Here is a 23436-nt window from a genome sequence, read left to right as displayed (position 1 = left end):
TTTTCTCTGATTTGAAGTGAATTCGCTGAAAGTCTCAACCCTCGTTCCGTCCGTGATTTCCTTTGCGCTCGCCCTGGCGCTGACGCCGGTCGTGCGCCTGGCGGCGCGTCGTTTCGGGCTGGTGGCCAAACCCAAAACTGACCGGTGGCACAAGCAGCCCACTGCGATGATGGGCGGAGTAGCGATCTGGCTGAGCGTGCTGATCACCTACATCTTCTTTCTGCCGCACATACCGCACACGTGGGTAATTATCACCACCAGCAGCTTTCTGTTTTTTGTCGGCCTGGTCGATGATCTGATCCATACAAAGCCTTATCAAAAGTTGATCGGCCAGATTGTCGGCGCGGCTGCGGTCGTGAATTACGGTCTGACCCTCCCGTGGACGCGATCCGCATCCGTGAACATCGCGATCACGATTTTCTGGCTCATCGGCATCACCAACGCCATCAACCTGCTCGACAACATGGACGGGTTGGCCACGGGAATTGCCGCGATTGCTTCGGGCTTTCTCACGTTGAACTTCATCGCCAGCGCGCAGCCGGTGGAAGCGAGCATGATGGCGGTATTCACCGCGGCGCTGCTCGGGTTTCTGGTTTTCAACTCGACGCCCGCGTCGATCTTCATGGGCGACTGCGGCTCGATGTTCATTGGTTTCTTCCTCGCCAGTACCGCACTGATAAATCTTTCCGGCGGACGGTCGCGAAGTTTTCTGCCCGTGCTCGCGGTTCCGATCCTGGTTCTGTTCATTCCGATTTTTGATACGACGTTCGTCACCATCTTGCGCAAGCTTTCGGGACGCGCGGCTTCGCAGGGTGGGCGCGATCACACTTCACATCGGCTGGTCGCTTTGGGCATGTCCGAGCGGCGCGCGGTGTGGATGCTTTACGGATTGGCGGCGGTTTCGGGGCTGCTCGCGGTGGCCGTGCGCGCCCTGAGGCCGGACGTCAGCATTGCGCTTTTGTTCGGCTTCACGATTGTGCTGACGCTGCTGGGCGTGTATCTCGCCGGCGTCAAAGCTTATGACGAAGAAGAGCAAGTCGCGGCCGCGCGTGAAAAACCACGGTTCAGTTTTCTGGTCGACTTTTCTTATAAGCGGCGCATCTTTGAAGTGCTGATGGATGTCGGTCTAATCATTCTGGCGTACTGGTCCGCCTACGCTTTGACGATTCAGGGATTCTCAGACAGCCCCGCCCGCACGCTTTTCCTGCGCACGCTGCCGATAGTTGTAGTGGTGCGGCTGGCGGCATTTTTGTTCTTTGGCGTTTATCGCGGCATCTGGCGGTACACCGGGATCGATGACCTGGTGGTGTTCGCGAAGGCCGTCGCGGCCGGCTCAGTCATCAGCATGATCATCATCCTCTTCAAGTTTCGTTTTGAAGGATTCTCGCGCGCCGTCTTTCTCGTCGAAGCGATGATGATGTTGATGTTGCTGGCGGGCAGCCGCATGGCCTTTCGTTTGTTCCGACAACTGCTGCCGGCCGGCGCCGCAATCCAGGGCCGCCGCGCCCTGATCTACGGTGCCGGCGACGCTGGCGAATTGCTTTTGCGCGAGTTACTTAATAATCGCGAACTGCAATGCAAGCCGGTGGGATTCATGGACGACGATCCGAAAAAGCGTGGCAAGGTGATTCATGGCTTGCCAGTGTTTGGCGGCAATGGCCTGCTCCACCGGATTGTCACCCACCAAAGAATCGAGCAGATCGTAATTTCGAGTCCCAGCATCACGGAGGAACGTATCAACGAAATTCTGCGCGAGTGCGAAGCCCAAAACATCGAACTAAAACGCATGGCGATTCGCATTGAAAGCATTGGCGAGCAAGGCCTGCCCACCACCCCGTTTGCGACGCGAAACGGCGATGCACGCGACTGAAAGACCGCATGTCCCTCTCAAGTTCCCCGGCCAGCATTGAAGTCCGCTTACCTGGATCCGCCAGACTGCTGATGCTTATTCCGGCACTGCTGGCAATTCTCGTCGGCGGGTTTTGTCTGCGTTGGCAGGTCGGCGCCACGGTTTCTGAAGTCGCAACCACCGGCGAAACTCCGAACCTGGAACTCGCCCGCGTGGCCGCGCGCTGGGCGCCGGACGACCCCTTCGTTCATTGGCGGTTGGGCTCAGTGACGCGCCGCGAGTTTAGCGCGAGCAGCATTCAAGAGACGGTGCGCGAGTTCGAAGTCGCGGTGCGCCTTTCCCCAAATGATTTTCGCTACTGGGAAGAGCTGGGACGCGCACTGGAAATGGCCGGCGATCGCGCGGCGGCTGAGAAGGCGTTGCGGCGCGCAACTTTTCTGGCTCCGAACTACTATCACCCGCACTGGCGACTAGGCAATTTGCTGCTGCGGTTGAACCGATACGAAGAGGCTTTCCAGCATCTCTTTCGCGCGGCCGATGCACGCGGCGAACTTTGGCCGCAGGTTATCAACCTGGCCTGGCAGGCTTTCGATGGCGACGTGGATCGCATCGCCAACGAAGCGGGCAAGAACCCGACCGTGCGCGTGCTCTTTGCGTGGTATCTCGTGGGCATGAAGCATTACGACGATGCTTTGCGATTGTGGGAGACTCTGACTCCCGACGTTCAATCGAAACTCCAAGGCCAGGGTCGAAACCTGCGCAAGGCGCTGCTCGATGCGAAACAGTTCCGCGCGGCGCTCGAAGTACACCGCGACATCGAACCACGCGACGCTGTTCCGGATCCGGAAGTCTTCTTGAACGGGGGCTTTGAAGAGTTGATCACGGTGCCGGTAACCAAACCTTTCGGCTGGACCATTGCCTCAAACGTTCAGGCGCAAGTTTCAATTAATAATGAAGGCCACGGCGGCCGGCGCAGCGTGCAAATTGTTCTCAGTGCGGCGAACGGGCTCGAGCGCATCAACGCAACCCAAACCATCGTCGTCCAGCCTCACGCGAAATACCGCTTGGAATTTTATGCGCGTACCGACAAGCTTAATAGCGCAAGCACGCCGGTGGTCAACATCTTCGACCCCAAATACGACAAGGGGATTGCGAGTTCGGCGTCGCTGCCGACCGGCACGAACGGCTGGCAAAAATACTCAATTGATTTCACGATGAGCGATGGGGACGGCATCGTTATCACGATCGGCTGCCCTCCCTGTCCGGTCGGCAATGTCTGTCCAATTTTTGGAACTATCTGGTATGACGACTTCATTCTCCAACGCACCAGTGGCGGTCCGGGAAGAGCCGCGGCAAGTGCAAATCAGGAAGCCCGCGCCCCCGCCCGTTAGGCGCCGGCACACGCTCGCCAGCCGGTTGGCATTCGTGACCATCTGCACGGCGATCGTGGTGGCGACCCTGGCTTACGGCACGGTCCACAACTGGGCGCTCGCCCTCTTTACGTTAAGTGCGCTCGTAATGGTCCTGCTTTGGGCAGTGGACGCGGTGGTTTTGCGCTCAGTCTTGTTGCCAGTTAATCCGCTGCAGTGGCCGCTGGTTGGGATGGTGCTGCTTGGATTGTTTCAGCTCTTGCCGTTGCGGACACACGACCCGGCAGGGCTGCCACTCTCGCCCGTGCGATCGCTCTCACTGGATCCGTACTCCACACGTTTGGTTGTTGTCCAGGTCGCCGCGTTGCTGATTTATTTTGGCGCCACTTCTCTGTTTGTGGACGGTCCGCGCCGATTGAGGGCGCTCGTCAGGACCATCACTATCTTCGGATTTGTTCTGGCCATCTTTGGACTGACGCAGTCGTTCACCAGCGACGGCACGCGCGTTTATTGGTACCGTCAAATTGGGCAGAGCACCGCTTTCGGACCGTTCATCAATCGCCATCATTTCGCCGGGTTTATGTTGATGGCCGTTTCCATCCCCTTTGCGCTGCTGCTTTCGGGCGCGATTGAAAATTACAAGCGCCCGCTGTATGCGTTCGCGGCGGTGGTGATGGCCATGTCACTGATCGCGACGAATTCGCGCGGCGCCACAATCGCTCTCGGCGCTCAGATCTTCGTTTTGGTCGTGACGGCGAGCTTTGGCTGGGGCAAGAAAAAGGAACAGTCGCGCACCAGGAGACTTCGCGCCGCGGCGCTGCGCGGTGGAATTGCAGTGGCTGTCGTGGTGCTGCTAATCGGCGGCGCCCTGTTGTTGAGCGGTCCGGAAGTTTTCACGCGTTTCCTCGGCACGCCGATCGCCGACGATCCGACGACGGGCCGCGCGCATTTTTGGCGAGTCACGCTCGACGTTATCAAAGCATACCCGCTGATCGGCTCAGGCCTGGGTTCGTTCGGCGCGATCTACACGCGCTATGACACGCGCAACGGTCTCTACCGCCTTGAGCAGGCGCACAACGATTATTTGCAGACGATTTCCGACGCCGGAATCATCGGCGCTATCCTCGGGCTCGCGTTCATCTTTATCCTGTTTCGCCGCGGGTTCGCGCGCCGCGAGACGCACGACCGGTTCCGGCGCGCAGTGACCACCGGCGCGCTGGCGGGCTGTTTTGCGGCGCTGGTACACAGCTTTTTCGATTTTCCGCTGCACACGACGGCGAACGCTCTCCTGTTTTTAATCCTCGCCGCGATCGCGACCCAGGACACGCGCATCAACACGACCTACCAGCCGGCCCGCAAACGAAGGCGGCGCTCGTCACGTCGCGCCGAGTCTGAATCACCACCCGGCGACGGCCGGGCGAGCGAGCCGGCTACGGCGGAATTGTAACTTCGACGATAGACGTTGTAGTCTTTTGTCGCTCTTTCCCTCCACAAACCAGAGGTCAGAAGTTAGAGGTCAGAGATCAGACGTCAGATGTCAGCGGCGACACTCCGGAAAACAGAGGTCGGTGGGCAAACGTCGGAACCCAAAGTGGACACGTTGCCGAGTCTCTGTCTTGAAGCCATCACGCGCCATAACAAGCCGAATACCGTCAGCGAGAAACGGGGCGGCGGTTGGATGCGCGTATCTTCGGACGAGTTTGTGCGGCGCGTGCAACATATCGCGCTCGGGCTCGCTGATTTAGGGATTCAGCCCGGCGATCGTGTGGGCCTGATTTCTGAGAATCGGCCTGAGTGGTCGATCGCGGATCTGGCAGTGCTCAGCGCCGGCGCCGTCGTCGTACCGATCTATACCACGCAAGCTCCCGATCAAATTCGCTTCATCCTCGAAGACTCAGGCGCCCGCGCGCTTTTAATTTCAGGCGGGCGAATTCTGAAACATGCGCGCGAGGGATTCGAGGGCGTGGATACTCTGAAAGACATCGTGATCTTTGATCCGAAGTCAGTCGCCGGCGTCAGTGGCGGTGTCGCCCTCGAGTCAGTCGAAGGCCGCGGGGCTAAAATTGATCGCCAGGACCCCGACGCTTTCGACAAACTGATCGGGCGTGGACGGCCCGACGATCTCGCGACCATCATTTACACCTCCGGCACTACCGGCGAGCCGAAAGGCGTGATGCTGACGCACGACAACTTCATCGCCAACGTGCGTTCGATCACGACGGGTCTGCCGATCTCTGCCAGCGACGTCTCGCTCTCAGTCCTGCCGCTTTCGCACATTTTCGAGCGCACGGTTTTTTACGTTTTCGCGTACATGGGCGTCGCGGTGCATTACGCTGCTTCTTTCGATCAAGTCGGCGAATTTCTGCGCGAAGTTCGCCCCACGATCATGACCGCGGTGCCGCGCCTGTTTGAGAAGGTCTACCACCGCATCATCAAGAAAGGCACGTCGGCGGGCGGGACGAAAGCAAAAATCTTCGAATGGTCGCTCGCCGTGGGCCAGCGCGTCGCCGAACTCGAAGACAAGCGGCAGCGCGTGCCGCTCTCTCTGCGCGCGAAACACGCACTGGCCGATCGTTTGGTGTTCACCAAGTGGCGTGAAGGCATTGGCGGACGTCTGCGCTACTTCGTTTCAGGCGGCGCGCCTTTGTCGCCGACGCTTTCGTATTCCTTTCTCGGCGCCGGCATCAAGATTCTTCAGGGCTATGGCATGACCGAAACCTGCATCGTTTGCGCTAATCGCCCCGAAGACAACCGCGTCGGCTCGATCGGCAAACCTTTCAAAGGGATCGAGGTCGAGCTGGCCGAAGACGGCGAAATTCTGGTGCGCGGACCGAACGTGATGCGCGGCTACTATGGCCGGCCCGAAGCCACGCTGGCGGTGATGCAGGACGAATGGTTCGCGACCGGCGACGTGGGTCACATCGATGACGCCGGGCACATCTTCATCACCGATCGCAAAAAAGATCTATTCAAGCTTTCCAACGGCAAGTACATCGCACCGCAACAGCTCGAAAGTCTTCTGAAGCAGAGCGAGTTTGTGAATCAGGTTGTGGTCGTCGGCTCGAGCCGCAAGTTTCCGGCGGCTTTGATCGTGCCGGATTGGGAAGACTTGAAAGGTGCCTTGCGTGACGCGGGCGTGACGCTCGCGGCCACCAACGAAGAGATCGCGAAGCAACCGGAAGCCGTAAAGATGGTGCAGCAAGACGTGACAAAGATCACCGCGCACCTGGCGGATTACGAACGCGTGCGTCGCGTCGCGCTTCTGCCTCACGAGTTTTCCATCGACAACGGCGAAATGACGCCCACGCTCAAAGTGAAGCGCAACGTAATCGACGACCGCTACGCGGATTTGATCGAGGGACTCTACGGCGGCGCGTAAACGCCGTGATGAGTGATGAGTGATGAGATAACCCCTACATCAACCCCTTAATCCCAAAAGGAGGAAACATGTCTAGGAAAATCGAAAAGTTCGAGGACTTCATCGCCTGGCAGAAAGCACGACAACTGAGCCGCAAGATTTATCAAGCAACCAATCTTCCAGGTTTCTCACGAGATTTTGGACTAAAGGACCAAATACGACGGTCTGCTGTCTCAATAATGTCGAACATCGCGGAAGGTTTTGAACGCGGGCGTGCCGCTGAATTTCATCAGTTCCTCTCGATCGCCAAAGCTTCCTGCGCCGAGTTGCGTTCTCAACTTTACGTTGCCTTCGATGCTAGTTATCTTTCGGAGTCTCAATTCTCGGAATTGATGTCTACTGCGACGGAAGTTGGTCAAGTCATCGGTGGCTTACGAGTGGCTGTCGAAAAGAGAAAGGCTTCGGCCTAATCGCATTCCACTCATTACTCATTACTCATTACTCATTACTCATTACTCATCACTGATTTGAAATGGAAACTCTCTGGCAAGAACTCACCCACGGCCTTCAGGACCGGCAGCATCTTCTGCGTGTCGCGATTCGTCTGCTCGCGGCGATGATCCTGGGCGGGATCATCGGAATTCAGCGGGAACGCTCCGGCAAGGCAGCCGGCTTCCGCACACACATGATGGTTTGCCTGGGCACGGCGGTCTTCGTGATTACCTGTTCCAGTGTGGGAATGCAATTCGACGCCGTCTCGCGCGTGATCCAGGGCCTCGTAACGGGCATAGGTTTCATCGGCGCCGGCACGATTCTGAAGCTTGAAGGCGAAGAGGAAATTAAAGGACTGACGACCGCCGCCGGCATCTGGATGACTGCCGCGATCGGGATAACGGTGGGCCTCGGCGCGGTCGGCGTCGGTTTGATTAGCACCGTCCTCGCTCTGGTCATTCTCGCTCTCGCGCAACCACTCGAAGACTTCATCCAGAAGCGACGCGGCGGCAAGAAGAAAAAGAAAAGTTAGCTGCGTATCAGGGTGAAGGCGTAATAGGATATCTGGCTTAATTCCAAGGGAGATGAATATGGGGAATGACAAGGACGTCGAAAAAACCTACTCGAACAAAGAGATAGTCGCCAAATTGCGGCGCCTGGCCGACGCCCTCGAAGAGGGGACGACTTTTGAGATACAGATCGCTGGGCAGCGCATCTCGGTTCCGCCTGATGCAACTATCGAATTCGAGTATGAGCGCCGCGGCGAAGAGGAAGAGATTGAGATCGAATTAAGTTGGAAGCGTGAGTGAGTGTCAGAGGAATGGGGGACAATCTCTGTGTATCTCTGTGAATCCTCTGTGCCTCTGTGGGTAAGTGACCTTTCGGAAGTTAACCACAGAGACACGGAGCTCCACGGAGACGCACAGAGCAAGTGAGCGACGTTCGCACGCTTCGTCAGATCAACCGCTCGAAGACGACCGTCGTCCGCGAAGCATGATGAATGCCGTGAGCGAGCTTGCCAGCGCCAGGCCGACGCCGATCAGCATCACACGTCGAAATCCGTAAACAAAACAATCGTTCACGGTTTGCTTGAAGGCGGTCCGGGTTTCCTCGCTCACGCTCGCCGGTAACTCCAGCGCCGCCAGCTTGATTCTTTCCGTGTCGATCATCCGCCGCACTTCCGAAGAAATCGGCATCTTCGCGAGATGTTCATCCAAACAAGCATTGAAACTTAGAAACATCACCACGCCCAGCACGGCGATCGACAGCAGGCCGGCAGTTCGTGAGACCGCATTGTTAATTCCTGAGGCGATGCCTGCGCGACTTTCGCTCACCGAATTCATGACCGTAGTAGTGAGCGGCGCGACGCTCACCGCCATGCCGAGTCCGAGTACAACCACGGCCGGGAAGAAAGTCGTCCAGTAACTTCCGCCCACACCGGGTCTGAGGAAGAGGGCGAATCCGATCGCCACGATCAGCGGGCCCGTCACTAGCGGCAGACGCGACCCATAACGCTTAATCAATCCGCCCGACCAGCGCGACAGCAGAAACATGAGCAGAATGAACGGCAGTATTGCCGCCCCCGCCGCGGTGGCGCTGTAGCCCTGGACCTGAATCAGATTTAACGGCAGAAAGAAAAGCGTCCCCGAGAGGGCTGCATAAAGAAATAACGTCAGCAGGTTTGCGCCGGCAAACTCTCGCGCACGGAAGAGCGAGAGCGGCATCATCGGATAACGGCGACGCGCCTCGACAACGACGAAGGCGACCAGAACAACTGCGCCGCCGATTAAGGCGATGAGCACGAAAGGATTGCCAAAACCCAGACCGGCGGACTCAATCAACCCAAAGACGAGCGCGCCAAGACCAATCGTCGCGAGCGCGGCTCCCAGCAAATCCAACTTGCCTGCGTTCTCTTCGTCGCGGCTCTCGGGAACAAAACGGAAGACCAACAACAGCACAACCAGCGCCAGCGGCAGGTTCAAAAAGAAAATTGCGCGCCACGAAACCTGTTCGATCAGCCAGCCGCCCAGGACGGGACCGAGTGCGGTCGTGATCGCCGTCGCGCCGGACCAGGTGCCGATCGCTTGTCCGCGATCCTTTTCCGGAAACGACGCGCTGATAATTGCGAGACTTCCGGGAACCAGCAGCGCGCCGCCGACGCCCTGAATCGCCCGCGCGATTATCAATTGCTGAACGTTCGGCGCCACGCCGCACCAAATCGACGCGAGCGCGAAAACCGCAACTCCGATCGCATAAATCAGACGGCGACCGAAGAGATCTCCGAGAGAACCTCCCAGCAATAACAACGCAGCCAGAAAAAGCGCGTAGGCTTCTACAACCCACTGCACGTCAGTCGCCGACGCATTGAGTTCTCGCTGCAAGGCCGGCAAAGCCACATTCACGACTGTGCCGTCGATGAAGCTCATGCTTGAGCCGAGGATCGTCGCCGCCAGAATCCACCGGCGACGGTTTTTTTGACACTCAGAGACGGCTTTACCAGAGGCAATGACGCCTTCGTCACAGGGTGGCTTAAGAATGTTCATTCACGTTTAGGACAGTTCAGTGACACTAGTCTATGGTTTCGGCGAAGCATAACAGCTTCGGCACGCGCTTCGAATCCAAAACAAAATTTGTTGCCAAACCATGGGGTTGATGATACAAGCCGCCGCAAATCCCAAGGGAAGGTCTCAACTATGCCTCACGTCCCAATGAAATCGCAGCAGTCCGTGCGCATAAGAAACGTTGGACGTGAGCAGCGGAAGAAGCTGTGAGCTGATAGCTAGCAGATTTCATAGTCGCGGCCAGCCCGCTCAACTCAAAGGAGATCGAATGCGGGAAAGAATTTTTCGTCAGAGACGCGTAAGGGAAGGCCCTGGTAGAAAAGGGATCCTCGAGCGAGTTGCTATCTATCAACAAACGGCTTTCCTTGTTGCCGGGTTGATGTATGCATTGGGGTACCTGCCGAGGGCCATAAACGCGTGGGACAACAACTTGGGCGCGCTTCCCGGGGTTCGGTTCGACTACCTGGTTGCAGGAGCACTTCTCCTCATCCCGCCAGTTGCACTTTGCCTTGCCATCTGGGGAGTCTGGTTATCAGCGAAGCGCCTCGCTGCGTCGGCGGCAGACGATCCCCAGCGGAAAACCCGCATTCAAAACTTGCTAACTGGGGGAATGTTGCTCGGGATGGGGATGGTCATCTTCTTTCCTGACCGCGTCAAAACTGTCGGGAGTTTTTTAATGGTGGTTAGCTTTCTCTATTTGTTGATCTACTTGTACGCAGCCGACAAATTCAGCTCAACGTCGGAGACACCAACAGAATCCGGCAAACTACCCTCAACGTCGGAGACACCAACAGAATCCGGCAAACTAACCCCAACGTCAAAAACACCAAAGAGTTCGAGCGTAGGACGGTGGCAAAAAGTGTTGAATGGGGTGGGAAAAGCTGCCGCTTGGGCCTGGACTGGTCTCACCGCGGCCTGGGTTGGCCTTCTGCTCATCCTGGTCTTCGCCTTTGTTGTCTTATTTGGTGTCTTCGCTATCAAATACGTCCCGCAGGAATTAGGAGGAATAAGTCCAAAGTGCGGACTGCTGGACCTGTCACCAGAACAACTCTCCTCTGAAGTTCGGAGCCTAATCGTTGACCCGGGTGACCCTATCGACCCGTCCGCAAAGGTGATTCGCTCTAAACCGCTCGAAGTATTCAGCACGAGTGATCCCTGGCTTATTCGTGTGCCCAACCCTAAGGGCGTTGGACCCGCCCGCTCGCTACGCCTCGATGGGAAAGCTGTGCTGTCAGTTGAATGGTGCCGTTAGCGACACTCATTATTTCGGCGAAGCATATGAGCTTCGGCGCAACACGAAAGATTTGAGAGAAATACCACGGCTTACTGAATGGCTTAGATACGCCGGCATATTTTTGCATGAAAAGACTCTTAACGTCCTCTATTAAGTGATGTGCGTTGCGCGAATTGCTAGCGGCATGAGTGTCGATTAAGCTGCGAAGCTTAAAACATGACCCCGTTGACTGTCGCCATTCTCGCCGTCCTCATTTTCGCCGGTGCGCTTTTATATTCCTCTGTCGGTCACGCCGGCGCATCCGGTTATCTTGCGGCGATGGCGCTTCTCGGCGTGTCGGCCGTCGTGATGAAGCCAACGGCCCTGACGCTCAATATTCTGGTTGCCAGCATTGCTACGGTGAAGTTTTACCGAGCCGGCTGCTTCAAGTTTCGGTTGCTTTGGCCTTTCGCTCTAACCTCTATTCCCTTCGCATTTTTAGGTGGTTACATAACTCTTCCCGGCCACTGGTATAAAGCCCTCGTTGGATTGATTTTGCTCTTCGCTGCCTACAAGTTGTTTCGCATTGCGAGGAAGGCGGCAGATCAGAAAGAAGTTAGGCAGGTTCCCCTTTGGGCCGCGCTGCTTTGCGGGGCCGTCATCGGACTGTTAGCAGGCCTGACCGGCACCGGAGGCGGTATCTTTCTTTCTCCCTTACTGCTCTTAATGGGATGGGCTGAAACCAGACAAACGTCTGGGGTGTCCGCAGCCTTTATTCTCGCCAACTCCATTGCTGGCTTGCTTGGTAACGTCTCAAGTATCGGATCACTTCCCAGTTTTATCTTTGTGCTTGCTCCGGCGGCTGTCCTCGGTGGATTTATCGGGGCTGAGTTTGGGAGTAAACGTCTCGCCAGCGCGAACGTTCGCAGACTGCTTGCCTTGGTTCTCATCGTTGCCGGCCTCAAGTTGATTCTGACTTAAGATCATTTGGTTAGGTTGAATGGCCCGAAGGAAGTCGTCCAAAATTACGAATCCAAACCGGTCCGAGGAGCGTTAACTAGACATCCGGTCTTTTAAGGAGCCCATATGTATCGTCCGAGCAACTCTTTCAAGCTGACATTACTAACGCTGGCTTTCACGTTCGCTTCTGCGTCCATAGGTTTGCACGCAGCGCGAGCCCAGAAACTGCCGACGCAAACTTTCGCGGAAACTCTCGCGCTGGCGGAATCGAAGATGCAGGCGCAACAGTGGGCCGAAGCCGCCGCCTTGTGGGAGCAAGTCGTTAAAGCCAATCCCGTTCAGGGTCGTTTTTGGGAACGGATGGGCACGGCTTATTACAACGCCAAAGACTACCGCAAATCCATTTCGGCTTACGAAAAGCAAATCGAACTCGGGGCGGGCCAACCTGCGAATGCTGCTTACAACATTGCCTGTAATTACGCGCTGCTCGGCGAAAAGGAGTTGGCGATCAAATGGCTCGAAAAAGCACTGGCGATGAAATTCCCGAGCCTTCAGCATGCGCAGACCGACACCGACTTGCAGTCTTTGCACGGCGACCTGCGTTTCCAAAAGCTCGTCGGACTGATTGATACCAAGGGAATGACGCGCGACGAAGGCTGGCGAACGGACCTGCAGTTTCTCGTCCGCGAAATAAAACGGCGAGGTTGGAATCTGTTTCCGCGGATCGGCACGGAACCTGAATTCGACGCGCAGGTAAAGAAAATTCATGACGGAATCCCCAAACTCACCGACGCGCAGGTTGCCATCGAAATGATGCGCCTGATGCGAAAGGTCGGCGACGGCCATTCGGGCTTGCTCGGTCCGACGACCGCGCGTGCGGAATGGGCCGAAACCGTTCCGGTGCTCTTTTATCTTTTCGAAGAGGGTTTGTTTATCGTCGCCGCTGATCCGAAACATAAAGACCTACTCGGTGCGCAGGTTATGAAATTCGGCGGCCGGACGGTGAACGAGATTGTCGAAACACTGCACGCTGCTTCGAGTGAGGACAACAAAATCTGGATCAAGCAAATTGCGCCTTACCGGATGCGGCATCTGCCTTTGCTGCACGCCGCCGGCGCGATTCCCCATCCCGATAAAGTCGAGCTCGTGTTGCGCGGACTGGACGGCAAAGACCGCACCGTCGTCCTCACCACCGACATGACTCAGCCGAACATCTGGAACGTGAAACCGAATCCGCCCTCGTGGGTGAACTTGTCGCAGAGCCTGGCGACGCCGGTCCCGCTCTATCTAAAAAATGCGGCCACGCCTTACTGGTTTGAGTACCTTCCCGAAAACAAGACAGTCTATTTTCAATTCAACAGCGTCCGAAACGATCCCAAGGAATCGCTCGCCGCATTCTCGGAGAGGCTTTTCAAATTCATCAACGAAAAGGAAGTGGAAAAGCTGGTGGTCGACATGCGTTGGAATAACGGCGGCAACACCGGGCTTCTGCCGCCGCTCTTACAAGGCGTGATTAAGAACGAAAAGATTAATAAACGCGGAAAATTGTTCGTCATCATCGGACGACGTACCTATTCAGCCGCGCAAAACGCCGCCACTTACTTTGACCGCGACACGAACGCGATCTTCGTCGGCGAACCAACCGGCTCAAGTCCCAACTTCGTCGGTGAAGAAGATCCGTTCGTGTTGCCTTACAGCAAGATCCTGGCGAACGTCTCGCACTTGTACTGGCAAAGCTCGTATCCGCAGGATCAACGCACCTGGATTGCGCCACAGCTTTATGTGCCGCCGACGTTCGCCGCGTATCGGAGAAACGGCGACGCCGCGTTGGAAGCGATCTTGAGCTACCGGTAATCCGCGATGTCTGTGAATTTCCGGGTTCGTAAGGCTGCCTCGACAACTTTCGTTTCATGGTGCGCGCCTTAGGAGACAAACGGATGACTCTCAGTCGATTACTGCTAATTGCTCTTGTCTTGGTGGCGCTGTCCGTCTTGATCAGCGGCCAGACAAAACCGCGGCCGGACGTTTGGGGGCCCGTTAGGGTTTTGATCGGCAAGTGGGAAGGAACGGGCAACGGCAAGCCGGGTATTTCAAGTATGCAACGCGAGTACCGGTTGGTGATGAACGACAAGTTCATCCACGTGCAGAACCGGTCAGTTTACGAGCCGCAGCCCAAGAACCCGAAAGGCGAGATTCATGAGGACTGGGGAATGATCAGCTTCGACAAGAGCCGGAAGCAACTAGTGCTGCGGCAATTCCACGTCGAAAGCTTTGTGGTTCAGTATGTTCACACCAGCACCAGCGCTGACGGTAAGACGCTCGTCTTCACTTCGGAAAGCATAGAGAACATACCGGCGGGATACAGAGCGCGCGAAACATACAAGATTAACGGGCCGGATGCTTTCTCAGAGGTTTTTGAAATCGCCGAACCGGGCAAGGATTTTGAGGTCTACAGTGAAGCCCACTTTAAGCGCAAGAAGTAATGTCACCGGTTCTGATGAAACAAATGTTTAGATAAAGTTGCTCTCTTTACTTCTCATCGCAGTCTCCCAGTCCGCTTCGGCCTGCGAAGTGGTTCGCGGCTGTACCCGTCTGCGGTTGTCGCGTGCACGACGCAGAGAGAGTCGCCACAAAGATCAGTCCCGGCAGAAGGACGCCCCAGAGACTGCCGATGGTTCCAACGTGATCGAGACGGTTAAGTTTGAAGTGTAAGTAAGGAGGAGGCATGAGTTCTGCGTTTCGCCTCTCGGAAGTTCACGACGTGGGAAACGTCGCAATCATCACATTAAAGCAGAAGGGCTATCGCGTCTGGTGGGAGGCCTCCGAACGGCCCAGCGCAGATGACTGGTGGGCCGAGAAGGAAGGGCGCAAGTTTGTCGCGAGAAGCCCACTGTCGCTGCTTGGCCTGGTAGCGTTGTGGGAAAGCCGCGGGGACGAGTGGCAAAAGAAACCGAGCGAGCCAGACTTGCTGACGCAGCTAAAGCGGGAAGCATTGGCCGGCTTCACGCCAGCCACAGAGTGAACAAAGCAGTGAACGGTAAACGTGATAGGTTTAGAGTTTGAACAAAGAACTTTCCGCCTTCACCGATGGTCCCACCAACGCAGGCGGTTCTTACAGTGTGCTTTAAGCCCCGCCGGTCAACTCTGACGTGGGGCGGCCTGTTGTTGTCGCGATAGTGGAGGTGCGATGCGAACAGTGTTGAGTCGAACGCCAAGTGTGCCTATCCTCCTGGGCCTTGTGCTGATGGGCCTCGTGGCGGGCGTCCAGCCGCAGAAGGGACGAGACGTCAACTCCTTGTCGTCCGCCCCGGCGCGACACGTGGCCCGCGCCGGCTATGTGCTCGCGGCCAGTGACGGCGAGGTGATCAGACGGAAGGGGAACACAGTAACCGTTAAGGTGGACCCAAAGACCGGCTCGCCGGGGATGGCGATGGGCACGCAGGCGTTGGAACCTGGAGTCGGCATTCCCGTCCACATGCACGAGCATGAGGATGAGGTGCTGTTCATACACGGCGGGCGCGGCGTAGCCGTCCTCGGCGAGAAGAAGAAGGAAGTTGGGCAGGGAGATACCGTCTTCATCCCGCACGGGGTCTGGCACGGCGTCGAATCCCGTGGCGAAGCCATAGACCTACTTTGGATCGTCACGCCTCCCGGCCTCGAAGGGTTTTTCCGCGAGACGGGCGTGCCCCCGGGCGCGCCGCCGAAAGTTCTCACCCCGGCCCAACTCGAGGACATAGGGCGAAAGCACGGTGTGCGCTTCAAGCATTGATTCCTTGCGCATGAAGAGTTCCTCATTAGATAGGTGCACATGCTAATTCGAGCTGAAGAACAAAGGGATCGCGCTGCTGTTCATGCTCTGAACGTAGCAGCCTTCGAAACATCAGCCGAGGCTAATCTTGTTGACGCTTTGCGCGACCGGGCGCAGCCGCTCGTCTCACTTGTCGCCGATTCCCACGGTGAAATCGTGGGGCACATTATGTTTTCGCCGGTTTCGCTCTCGGGCCATCCCGCATTAAGGATCATGGGCCTCGCCCCGATGGCCGTTGCTCCGGAGCATCAGCGTCAGGGTGTCGGTTCTGCCCTTGTTCGCGCCGGCCTCGACCAGTGCAAGCTACTCGGCTTCGGTGGAGTAGTTGTCCTGGGTCACTCCACCTACTACCCTCGTTTTGGCTTCGCGCCGGCTGCGCGCTTTGGCATCGGCTGCGAATATGACGTGCCGGAAGAAGTATTCATGATTGTCGAGCTCAAAGCGGGTTATTTGAATGGTGCTTCCGGCCAGATCAAATACCACGCGGCGTTCAGCGACCTTTAACAACCCCGGAATGAGTTCAAAAGGGCGGGACACTCGCATCTACATCGATGCAACCGATAAACTAAAAACCGCCTTGCAACGGACGCGGCCGAAGTCGCTCATAACTTATGGTTGATAGTCTAAAAAGTGGACTCGGCGCACAGGAGCAGAATCTTCATCACCGCTTCGGCGTGGACCTGGCGCATGATTTCGGCGGCGCGATTCTCTTCTCCTTCCCGCTGCTGATGACGATGGAAATGTGGTGGCTGGGGTTCTACATGGATCGCTTCCGACTGGCGCTCTTCCTTACGCTGGTTTTCGTGATGGTGTTGGGACTCTCGTACTTCGAAGGCGGCGAAGAAACTTTTCAGATCGAGGTGCTTGACGCGCTCGTCGCCTGCGCCGTCGGGTATACGGTTGCCACCGTGATGCTTCTTCTGTTCGGGATCATCAAGCCGGGAATGTCCGCTGATGAAATTGTCGGCAAGATTTCTTTACATGCAGTCCCGCCGACCATCGGCGCAATATTGGCGCGCAGGCAGCTTGATATAAAACAGACCCGTAAGGAGCGGAGGCGGCGAAGCGGATACGGGGCCAAACTATTTCTCATGGGCGTGGGAGCTATCTTCCTCGCCTTCCAGCTTGCCCCCACGGAAGAAATGGTGCGGATCGGGCACATGATGACCGGATGGCACGCAGCGGCTCTGGCGATAGTCTCTCTGTGCATCATGCAGGCCTTCATCTGTTCAATCGAGCGCGGACGGCGTGCGTCAATCTTCTCCGCCGCCTTCTTTTGGAGCGTGTTCGTACGCTTCACGATCGTCGGCTACGCCCTCGCGCTTCTCATTAGCCTTTATGTACTTTGGACGTTCGGGCGGTTGGACGGTGCGCCGGCCACAGAAATCATCATGGCGACGCTCGTACTTGGATTTCCTGCCGCCATTGGCACGTCTGCGGCCAGATTAATTTTGTAATTGTCGAATTCGAAGTAGCCCGAGAAACAAGACCAGGGAAGGACGTTGGCACCACAAGACGCCGGAAAGGATCAGGGAAAACTCAGCGCGGCTCCACTCTGGATGTGGGGCATCGCCGTGCTGGGTTTGGTGCTGGTGCTGGGATCAATTGGTTTCATGCTTTATGAGGCGGCGGCGGGTGATTCATCGCCGCCCGATGTGACGGTGCGTGTGGATTCGATCCGTCCCACGCAGAACGGTTTTCTGATCGAGTTTCGCGCCATCAACCTGGGCGGCACGACCGCCCAGGGACTAACGGTGGAAGGAGAGTTGAGAAACGGAACTGACAGCGTAGAAACCAGTAACACCACCATCGAATATGTTCCGTCACACTCTGAAAGGGCGGGCGGGCTTTTCTTCAAGTCCGACCCACGGCAATACGAGTTGCTGCTTCGCGCCAAAGGATACGAGAAGCCTTAGAAGCAACGCCTTCGTCTGCGCTGGTGCAGGCCCAGGCTAGGATAAACAGCAAGTGTCTAGGATGAATCACCCACATGCGGGACCCCTACGGTTTGCTAATGCGCAACTCACGACCGGTGTGAGCCTCAATTATGCGGAGCAAGGTGACTCGGCAGGCCATCCGATGATCTTACTTCACGGTTATACGGATTCGTGGTTCTCGTACAGCCGCGTGCTGCCATTCATACCTCCGACCTACCATACCTACGCCCTCAGCCAGCGGGGTCATGGAGACTCTGAGCGGCCGGCTCGTGGCTATGCCATGACAGACTTCGCCGCCGATGTGATCGCGTTCATGGATGCGCTGGGGCTGCCGCAGGTAATCCTGGTCGGACATTCGATGGGAAGTCTCGTGGCGCAGGAGGCTGCTCTCAACGCGCCCGAGCGCGTGACGCGGCTCATCCTCATCGGTTCAGCCACCAACATGCGCTCTGCGGATGTGCTCCAGCTACAGCATGAAGTCAATGCCCTCGACGATCCGGTGCCCGCTGAGTTTGCGCGGGAGTTCCAGGTCAGTACGATTTACCACCCTGTACCTGAGGACTTTCTCGACCGGGCGGTTGCGGAGAGCCTGAAACTGCCGGCGCGCGTGTGGCGAGACGCTCTCGCAGGGCAGCTGGCCGTAGACTATACCGCTCGAATCAGTCGCATCTGTATGCCGACACTTGTTCTTCGGGGCGATCACGACACCATCTTCTCAAGGCCCGCACAAAACGCCCTGGCCGCGGGTATTGTGAATGCTAGCTTGAAGGTGTATCCCGAAACGGGTCACGCGCTCCACTGGGAACGCCCGAGTGAATTCGTTAGCGACCTGGAAGAATTCATCCGCAAAGTTGCAGTCGGAGAATAGAAGAACAACGAACAATTTCTAATTCAGTGAGTAATCTCTTCACGATGCTATTAGTATACGCAGTCGTTACTTATCCCGTTCAACTCTCCAACCGACAATGGGATTTAGTATGAAAAGAATCTTAACCTTGGCTCTGCTTTTGATCTCGTTAGCTTTGCCTACCGCGTCGTCACAACAGAAGCCCCAGCAAAGTGTCCTCGCGCTATCAGAGGTGACAGTGATTGATGCTACCGGTGCGCCAGCGCGGCCCGACATGACCGTGATCATCACCGGGGATCGCATCACGAACATTGCCAAAACCGGAGAAGTTGCCATACCGAGGAAGGCGCGGGTCATCGATGGCAAGGGCAAGTTTGTGATTCCCGGCTTATGGGACATGCACGTCCACACGGCAGTGAAAAGCCTGCCTGAAAGATTCTTCCCAATGTTCATTGCCAATGGCGTCACTGGTGTTCGTGACATGGCTGCGGACCTTGGGTTTTTAAAGCAGCTGCAAAAAGATATTAACGATGGCAAGCTGATCGGCCCGCGGGTTATTGGAGGTCCAATCGTAGATGGACCGATGCCAGTTTGGCCCGAGCGTTCCATGTCGATTTCTGATGAGGCTGGTGCCAGACAAACAGTGGCGTCCGTCAAAGATGCAGGCGCGGATTTTATTAAGGTCTACTCATTAGTTCCACGCCCCGCCTATTTTGCCCTCGCGGATGAAGCAAAGAAACGTGGGATTCCATTTGCCGGACACGTACCCATCTCAGTAACCGCATCAGAGGCTTCGGATGCGGGCCAGAAAAGCATTGAACACATGGAAGGGATCTTGCTCGGCTGTTCAGCGGAGGAATTAGAGCTGAAGAAGATCATTGAAGCATCGATAAAAGATGCAAAAGACACCGACCAGATGAGAGCTTCTCTGGTGCGTGCACTTACCGAAACATACTCGAGGGCCCTGGAAACCTACAGCCAGGAAAAGGCCGCGGCGCTGTTTGCGCGCTTTGCTAAGAATGGCACATGGCAAGCGCCAACTCTGGTTGTGGCTCGGGTGGGAGCATTTTTAGATGACAGCAACTTCACTAATGACCCCCGCCTCAAGTATGTGCGTCGCGAACTAAGAGACTCCTGGAAGAACAACGATGATTTTCGGTTGAAGAATAGACCAGCTAACGCTGCGGCGCTCGGCAAGATGCTGTTTCAAAAGCGGCTGGAGTTAATAGGGGCGATGCACCGAGCCGGGGTGAAGATGTTGGCCGCGTCAGATGCATTGGTCATGTATGTGGTTCCCGGCTTCAGCCTTCATGATGAGTTGGAGCTTTTTGTGCAGGCCGGTCTCAGCCCGATGGAGGCGCTGCAAACTGCCACCCGCAATCCGGCAACATACCTTGGTTTGATCGACACGGTTGGCACAGTAGAGCAAGGGAAGAAGGCCGATCTGGTGCTACTGGAAGCAAACCCTTTGGAAAACATCAGCCACACCAAGAGAATTAATGCGGTCATCGTAAACGGCCGGCTTCTCCCCAGAGTCTCTCTCGATAAAATGCTGAAGGATGCGGAAGCGGCCGCGAACAAGGGCTAGTTTTTCCATTTGCGAGAGTCGGCAACGCGCGCAACAATGGATGAAAAGCAAGGACGAAGGGGCTTCTCATCGCATTCTCTCAGCCCTCTTCAGTTCGATGATCACTTCGCTGCCGTTGTCGTCCTGGAGCTTGAAGTCAACCTTGTCACCGACGCTCACAGACTTCAGCATCGAGCCGCGCTTGACCCGCCACTGCATACGCATCGCCGCCATGTAGCCCGCGATCTCCTCATGGTCAATCTCGAACCAAGCCTCTTTGAGATTGATGAGGCGGATGACTCCGGTGCCGTGGAAGGTTCTGATTGGCAAACGCTTCGCCTGCGCGTTTGACGTGCCGGTCGGCGCCTGTGTGGGCGGCTGTATCGTCGCCCACGGAATGGGTGATGCGGCGGCCTGCGGGGTCTGGTTCGCGGCTGCACCCGTCTGCGGTTGTCGCGTGCACGACGCAGAAAGGGTAGCCACCAAGACGAGTCCCGGCAGAAGGACGCCCAGGAGACCGCCGACGGTGCCAAAGTGATCGAGAAGTTTCAGGTTCGCCATACCCTGAGGCGTCAGCCGAAAATTTTTTGAAAGCGCTGGTGGGCGGGCATTATACTCTCGCGGAGTGAGAGAGGGCGAAGCATCAAGCCGAGTCGCGGCGCCCGGATGAATTTATGAAGACCGGATTGAATTGATGAATAAACGAGCGATCAATTTTTGGCTTCTAAGCCCGTTATCAACCTGCTTCGTCCTGGTGTGCTTTTTCTGCCCGCCGGTTTTTTGTAATGATGCTCACTTCAGTTCCGGAAAAACCGCCGTCGCCGTTCCTTTTGAGCTCGACGATAACCTTATCTATGTTCGGGTGAGCGTAAACGGCTCTCGTCCGCTCTCGCTTATCCTGGATACGGGCGCTCACTCAATCATCCATGCCAGACACGCGCGGACAATAGGGTTGAAACTCAAGATGATTGGGAAGGCGGGAGGAGCCGGCGCTAACCAGCCAGATGTTTATCTGGTGACGGACAAAGTATCTTTCAGCTTGCCAGGTGTTGCGCTTTCCCCGCCCCTGCTTTTGGCCATGTCGCTCGACGCAGCGGAGTCTTGCGTCAATGAGTTCAACATCGATGAAGAGGGTCGAGATATCGCTTCTGACAAGAGCAAGCAAAGCGGAGCTAAACGAGACGTAGATGGCATACTCGGCAAACAGTTCTTTGATCAATTTGTGGTCGAAATAGATTATGCCCGGCGACTGCTCAACGTGTATGACCGATCAAGCTACAAGTATGCAGGGAGCGGCAAAGACATCCCCCTTGAGATAGGCGAGCAACACATTTTCGCGCGCGCTCAGATCAAAGCGCGAGGGCGGGCATTGCTGACGGGGCGTTTTCTGCTCGATACGGGAAGCGTGCAGGCCGTAAGCCTAATGAAGCCGTTTATGAATGAGCATCGACTCTTACCCTCGACCGAAGGGATGACGTCATTTCCGGCATGCGGACTTGGCGGTCATGAGAAGGAGAGATCCTGGATTGGCACGTTAGAAGCGTTGCAGCTTGGTGAGTTTAAGATTGACGCTCCAGTGACAGAGTTTCGTTTGGCGGATCCCAACACTGATGCTGATGGGATTATTGGCGGGGCGGCGTTCCGCCGCTTCAAGGTGATCTTCGACTACTCGCGGCGCCGGATGATTTTAGAGCCGAGAAGTGATCTGACTAAGTGATACCTTCGCCTTGAAAGCAGTGGTGCTACTGGAAGCAAACCGGAAAACATCAGCAACACCCAGGCGCCGGGTGCGTCGCATAAATGACTGTTGAAAGGAGCAAGACGATGCGAAGGAAGTTGTGGATTCTGGGCGCAACGTTGAGCCTGCTGGCAGCAACTCCCGCGGGCGCGATCAAAGTGTACAAGACAACCAGCCAAGGGCTGGCGGACGTTAAGGTCTACGTGACCAAAAGTGAAGGACTGGCCGATTGCATCATCTACGTGGAAAGCAGCAGGGGCCTGGCCGACGGTAACGCGAAGTGGTACTTCGAGAATAGTGCGGGGTTGGCTGACGTGAAAGTGTATTTCACAGAGAGCGAGGGACTGGCCGACAAGAAAATCTACTTCACAAACAGTCGCGGACTGGCCAAATGTGACGTGGATTGGAAGAGCTACAAGAAATAATGCCCGAAACAATTATGCCGCCCGGTCACTTCTGAACGCTGCTCAGCTAACGCGTAGCGGTTACAGATGATAGCCCGGGTTATCCCGACGCTTTAGGGGGCTCTCACAAGCACCCCACGCGAGATGCTCGCTTGGGGACCCTGCTCGGGGCTACACTCCAATCGTCGCTTCGCGACTCTTTTACGCCAACAACCACGTTGGCTTATCCGGATCAAGGCGGGGTCGGAATAGAAAGGAGTCAACATGGCAAGTCCTGCAAGCATTGGTGGACATCCTGTTCATCCGATGATCATTCCATTTCCAATCGCTCTCTGGGTCTTCTCATTGGTTGCGGACGTGATCTATCTATGGCGCGGCAATCTGGTGTGGAAAGACTACATCGCCTTCTACACTTTGTTGGCCGGCATCATTGGAGGCGCCGCGGCAGCAGTACCAGGACTTATTGACTGGCTGTCGCTCACAGATAAGACAGTGGTGAAGCTCGCCAACTGGCACGCGCGGCTGAATGTAATTGCGCTGCTTGTCTTCGCGGGCAGCTTCTATCTGCGCACGTCGAGCGGCTCAAGCATGGTCAGCGGCAGCCATACAATTCCGTTCGCGCTCTCAGTTCTGGGCGTAATCCTGATCAGCATCTCCGGATGGCTGGGCGGTGAGATGGTTTTCAAACACGGCGTCGCTGTTGAGGCACCGTCTGCGGATCGAACAGCCGGCGAGTAAAAAACACGTTCGAGCAGGCGTGATAGGTTGGGCACCGATGGGTGATGAGTACAAGAAGTTTCGGCCTCATCCTCATCGTTCATCCTTGCTGTAGAGCCGCCGGGCGCTTCTGACCTTCGGTTGCTTATGACTGCAAAGGATCCAATTCCCGGCATAATTGTTGGACTAGGCAGTGGTGTCGGTGTCGGTGCGGTGACCTTAGTCATAACCTTCTTCCTGACGTTCTCGATTTGTTCTGATTCCAGTATTGCGGAAAAGGTGTTTCCCTTTGCACTCATCGCCGATCCCTCGCTCTTTGAGCGACCTTTCATCGCCCTCGTCCTCGCAGCTCTACAGTTTCCCTTTTATGGGATCGTTCTTGGATTCATTTGGGCAAAGGCCGGGGAGACGAAAGTGATGTTTGGGATGTCCATTATTCTTCTACTCGTTGCTCATCTAGCGGTAGGCACTATTGCGTCACGTCGAGTTGAAAAAATGTGGCAACAGAAATTTGCTGAGCAGCGCAATTAATCAGTTGGCCGCAATCGAACAACTCGTCAGTTCTCGTTAGACGCTTTCCGTTTTCCTCGCATCATACGCACTACATAACCTGAC

25 protein-coding genes are annotated in these 23436 nt (G+C 56.2%); 22 read left to right on the top strand and 3 right to left on the bottom strand.

Going from position 1 to position 23436, the window contains the following annotated elements:
* Window positions 1–16: 16 nt before the first annotated feature.
* The 7 genes from VFX97_19425 (at window position 17) to VFX97_19395 (ending at window position 7878) form a co-directional block, all read left to right on the top strand.
* Window positions 17–1870, top strand: coding sequence for a hypothetical protein (locus tag VFX97_19425; protein HEX5705380.1), 1854 nt, complete (start codon window positions 17–19; stop codon window positions 1868–1870).
* An 8-nt stretch (window positions 1871–1878) separates the two neighbouring features.
* Window positions 1879–3240: a carbohydrate binding domain-containing protein gene (locus tag VFX97_19420; protein HEX5705379.1), complete on the top strand. Its 1362-nt coding sequence runs from the start codon at window positions 1879–1881 to the stop codon at window positions 3238–3240.
* Complete coding sequence (locus VFX97_19415) at window positions 3152–4666, top strand: O-antigen ligase family protein (protein HEX5705378.1); 1515 nt, start codon at window positions 3152–3154, stop codon at window positions 4664–4666. Before VFX97_19420 ends, VFX97_19415 begins: the two co-directional genes overlap by 89 nt.
* A 144-nt stretch (window positions 4667–4810) precedes the next feature.
* The gene (locus VFX97_19410) at window positions 4811–6598 is read left to right on the top strand and encodes a long-chain fatty acid--CoA ligase (GenBank protein ID HEX5705377.1); all 1788 of its coding nucleotides are present in this window, start codon (window positions 4811–4813) and stop codon (window positions 6596–6598) included.
* A 68-nt stretch (window positions 6599–6666) separates the two neighbouring features.
* Window positions 6667–7047, top strand: coding sequence for a four helix bundle protein (locus tag VFX97_19405; GenBank protein ID HEX5705376.1), 381 nt, complete (start codon window positions 6667–6669; stop codon window positions 7045–7047).
* 62 nt (window positions 7048–7109) lie between these two features.
* Window positions 7110–7601 (top strand): MgtC/SapB family protein, encoded by a 492-nt coding sequence (locus VFX97_19400; protein ID HEX5705375.1) that lies wholly within the window; start codon window positions 7110–7112, stop codon window positions 7599–7601.
* 58 nt (window positions 7602–7659) lie between these two features.
* Window positions 7660–7878, top strand: coding sequence for an amphi-Trp domain-containing protein (locus VFX97_19395; protein ID HEX5705374.1), 219 nt, complete (start codon window positions 7660–7662; stop codon window positions 7876–7878).
* A gap of 150 nt (window positions 7879–8028) precedes the next feature.
* Here VFX97_19395 and VFX97_19390 read toward each other — a convergent pair whose 3' ends face one another.
* The gene (locus VFX97_19390; protein ID HEX5705373.1) at window positions 8029–9612 is read right to left on the bottom strand and encodes an MFS transporter; all 1584 of its coding nucleotides are present in this window, start codon (window positions 9610–9612) and stop codon (window positions 8029–8031) included.
* A gap of 286 nt (window positions 9613–9898) precedes the next feature.
* On the opposite strand from VFX97_19390, the gene VFX97_19385 reads away from it, so the two are divergent.
* The 4 genes from VFX97_19385 (at window position 9899) to VFX97_19370 (ending at window position 14286) form a co-directional block, all read left to right on the top strand.
* On the top strand, window positions 9899–10882 hold the full coding sequence (locus VFX97_19385) for a hypothetical protein (protein ID HEX5705372.1): 984 nt from the start codon (window positions 9899–9901) through the stop codon (window positions 10880–10882).
* A gap of 198 nt (window positions 10883–11080) precedes the next feature.
* Window positions 11081–11824, top strand: coding sequence for a sulfite exporter TauE/SafE family protein (locus VFX97_19380; GenBank protein HEX5705371.1), 744 nt, complete (start codon window positions 11081–11083; stop codon window positions 11822–11824).
* Window positions 11825–11929: 105 nt separating this feature from the next.
* The gene (locus VFX97_19375) at window positions 11930–13657 is read left to right on the top strand and encodes a hypothetical protein (protein ID HEX5705370.1); all 1728 of its coding nucleotides are present in this window, start codon (window positions 11930–11932) and stop codon (window positions 13655–13657) included.
* Between the two features lie 83 nt (window positions 13658–13740).
* Entirely contained in the window at window positions 13741–14286 is a 546-nt protein-coding gene (locus tag VFX97_19370) for a hypothetical protein (protein HEX5705369.1), read from the top strand.
* A gap of 46 nt (window positions 14287–14332) precedes the next feature.
* Here VFX97_19370 and VFX97_19365 read toward each other — a convergent pair whose 3' ends face one another.
* Window positions 14333–14530 (bottom strand): hypothetical protein, encoded by a 198-nt coding sequence (locus tag VFX97_19365; GenBank protein ID HEX5705368.1) that lies wholly within the window; start codon window positions 14528–14530, stop codon window positions 14333–14335.
* On the opposite strand from VFX97_19365, the gene VFX97_19360 reads away from it, so the two are divergent.
* From VFX97_19360 to VFX97_19330, 7 genes are all read left to right on the top strand, one after another.
* Window positions 14529–14825 (top strand): hypothetical protein, encoded by a 297-nt coding sequence (locus VFX97_19360; protein ID HEX5705367.1) that lies wholly within the window; start codon window positions 14529–14531, stop codon window positions 14823–14825. The two genes, VFX97_19365 and VFX97_19360, sit on opposite strands and share 2 nt — an antisense overlap.
* Window positions 14826–14999: 174 nt before the next feature.
* Window positions 15000–15572, top strand: coding sequence for a cupin domain-containing protein (locus tag VFX97_19355; GenBank protein ID HEX5705366.1), 573 nt, complete (start codon window positions 15000–15002; stop codon window positions 15570–15572).
* Window positions 15573–15611: 39 nt separating this feature from the next.
* The gene (locus VFX97_19350) at window positions 15612–16115 is read left to right on the top strand and encodes an N-acetyltransferase (protein HEX5705365.1); all 504 of its coding nucleotides are present in this window, start codon (window positions 15612–15614) and stop codon (window positions 16113–16115) included.
* Between the two features lie 107 nt (window positions 16116–16222).
* Complete coding sequence (locus tag VFX97_19345) at window positions 16223–17068, top strand: TIGR02587 family membrane protein (protein ID HEX5705364.1); 846 nt, start codon at window positions 16223–16225, stop codon at window positions 17066–17068.
* A gap of 45 nt (window positions 17069–17113) precedes the next feature.
* On the top strand, window positions 17114–17527 hold the full coding sequence (locus VFX97_19340) for a TIGR02588 family protein (protein HEX5705363.1): 414 nt from the start codon (window positions 17114–17116) through the stop codon (window positions 17525–17527).
* Between the two features lie 163 nt (window positions 17528–17690).
* Window positions 17691–18416, top strand: a complete 726-nt coding sequence (locus VFX97_19335; protein ID HEX5705362.1) for an alpha/beta hydrolase — start codon at window positions 17691–17693, stop codon at window positions 18414–18416.
* 109 nt (window positions 18417–18525) lie between these two features.
* Window positions 18526–19983 (top strand): amidohydrolase family protein, encoded by a 1458-nt coding sequence (locus VFX97_19330; GenBank protein HEX5705361.1) that lies wholly within the window; start codon window positions 18526–18528, stop codon window positions 19981–19983.
* 66 nt (window positions 19984–20049) lie between these two features.
* Here VFX97_19330 and VFX97_19325 read toward each other — a convergent pair whose 3' ends face one another.
* The gene (locus VFX97_19325; protein ID HEX5705360.1) at window positions 20050–20523 is read right to left on the bottom strand and encodes a copper-binding protein; all 474 of its coding nucleotides are present in this window, start codon (window positions 20521–20523) and stop codon (window positions 20050–20052) included.
* Window positions 20524–20656: 133 nt separating this feature from the next.
* On the opposite strand from VFX97_19325, the gene VFX97_19320 reads away from it, so the two are divergent.
* From VFX97_19320 to VFX97_19305, 4 genes are all read left to right on the top strand, one after another.
* Window positions 20657–21679 (top strand): aspartyl protease family protein, encoded by a 1023-nt coding sequence (locus VFX97_19320; GenBank protein ID HEX5705359.1) that lies wholly within the window; start codon window positions 20657–20659, stop codon window positions 21677–21679.
* Between the two features lie 107 nt (window positions 21680–21786).
* Window positions 21787–22125 carry a DUF6150 family protein gene (locus VFX97_19315; GenBank protein ID HEX5705358.1) on the top strand — a complete coding sequence of 113 codons (339 nt, stop codon included), beginning with the start codon at window positions 21787–21789 and terminating at the stop codon, window positions 22123–22125.
* 243 nt (window positions 22126–22368) lie between these two features.
* Complete coding sequence (locus tag VFX97_19310; protein ID HEX5705357.1) at window positions 22369–22842, top strand: DUF2231 domain-containing protein; 474 nt, start codon at window positions 22369–22371, stop codon at window positions 22840–22842.
* A gap of 126 nt (window positions 22843–22968) precedes the next feature.
* Window positions 22969–23352: a hypothetical protein gene (locus VFX97_19305; GenBank protein HEX5705356.1), complete on the top strand. Its 384-nt coding sequence runs from the start codon at window positions 22969–22971 to the stop codon at window positions 23350–23352.
* Window positions 23353–23436: the final 84 nt, after the last annotated feature.

The organism is Pyrinomonadaceae bacterium, assembly GCA_036277115.1.
Classification (GTDB): Bacteria; Acidobacteriota; Blastocatellia; order Pyrinomonadales; family Pyrinomonadaceae; genus UBA11740.
The sequence above is the reverse complement of the archived record's forward strand: the minus strand, read 5'-3'. Positions and strand labels throughout refer to the sequence as shown.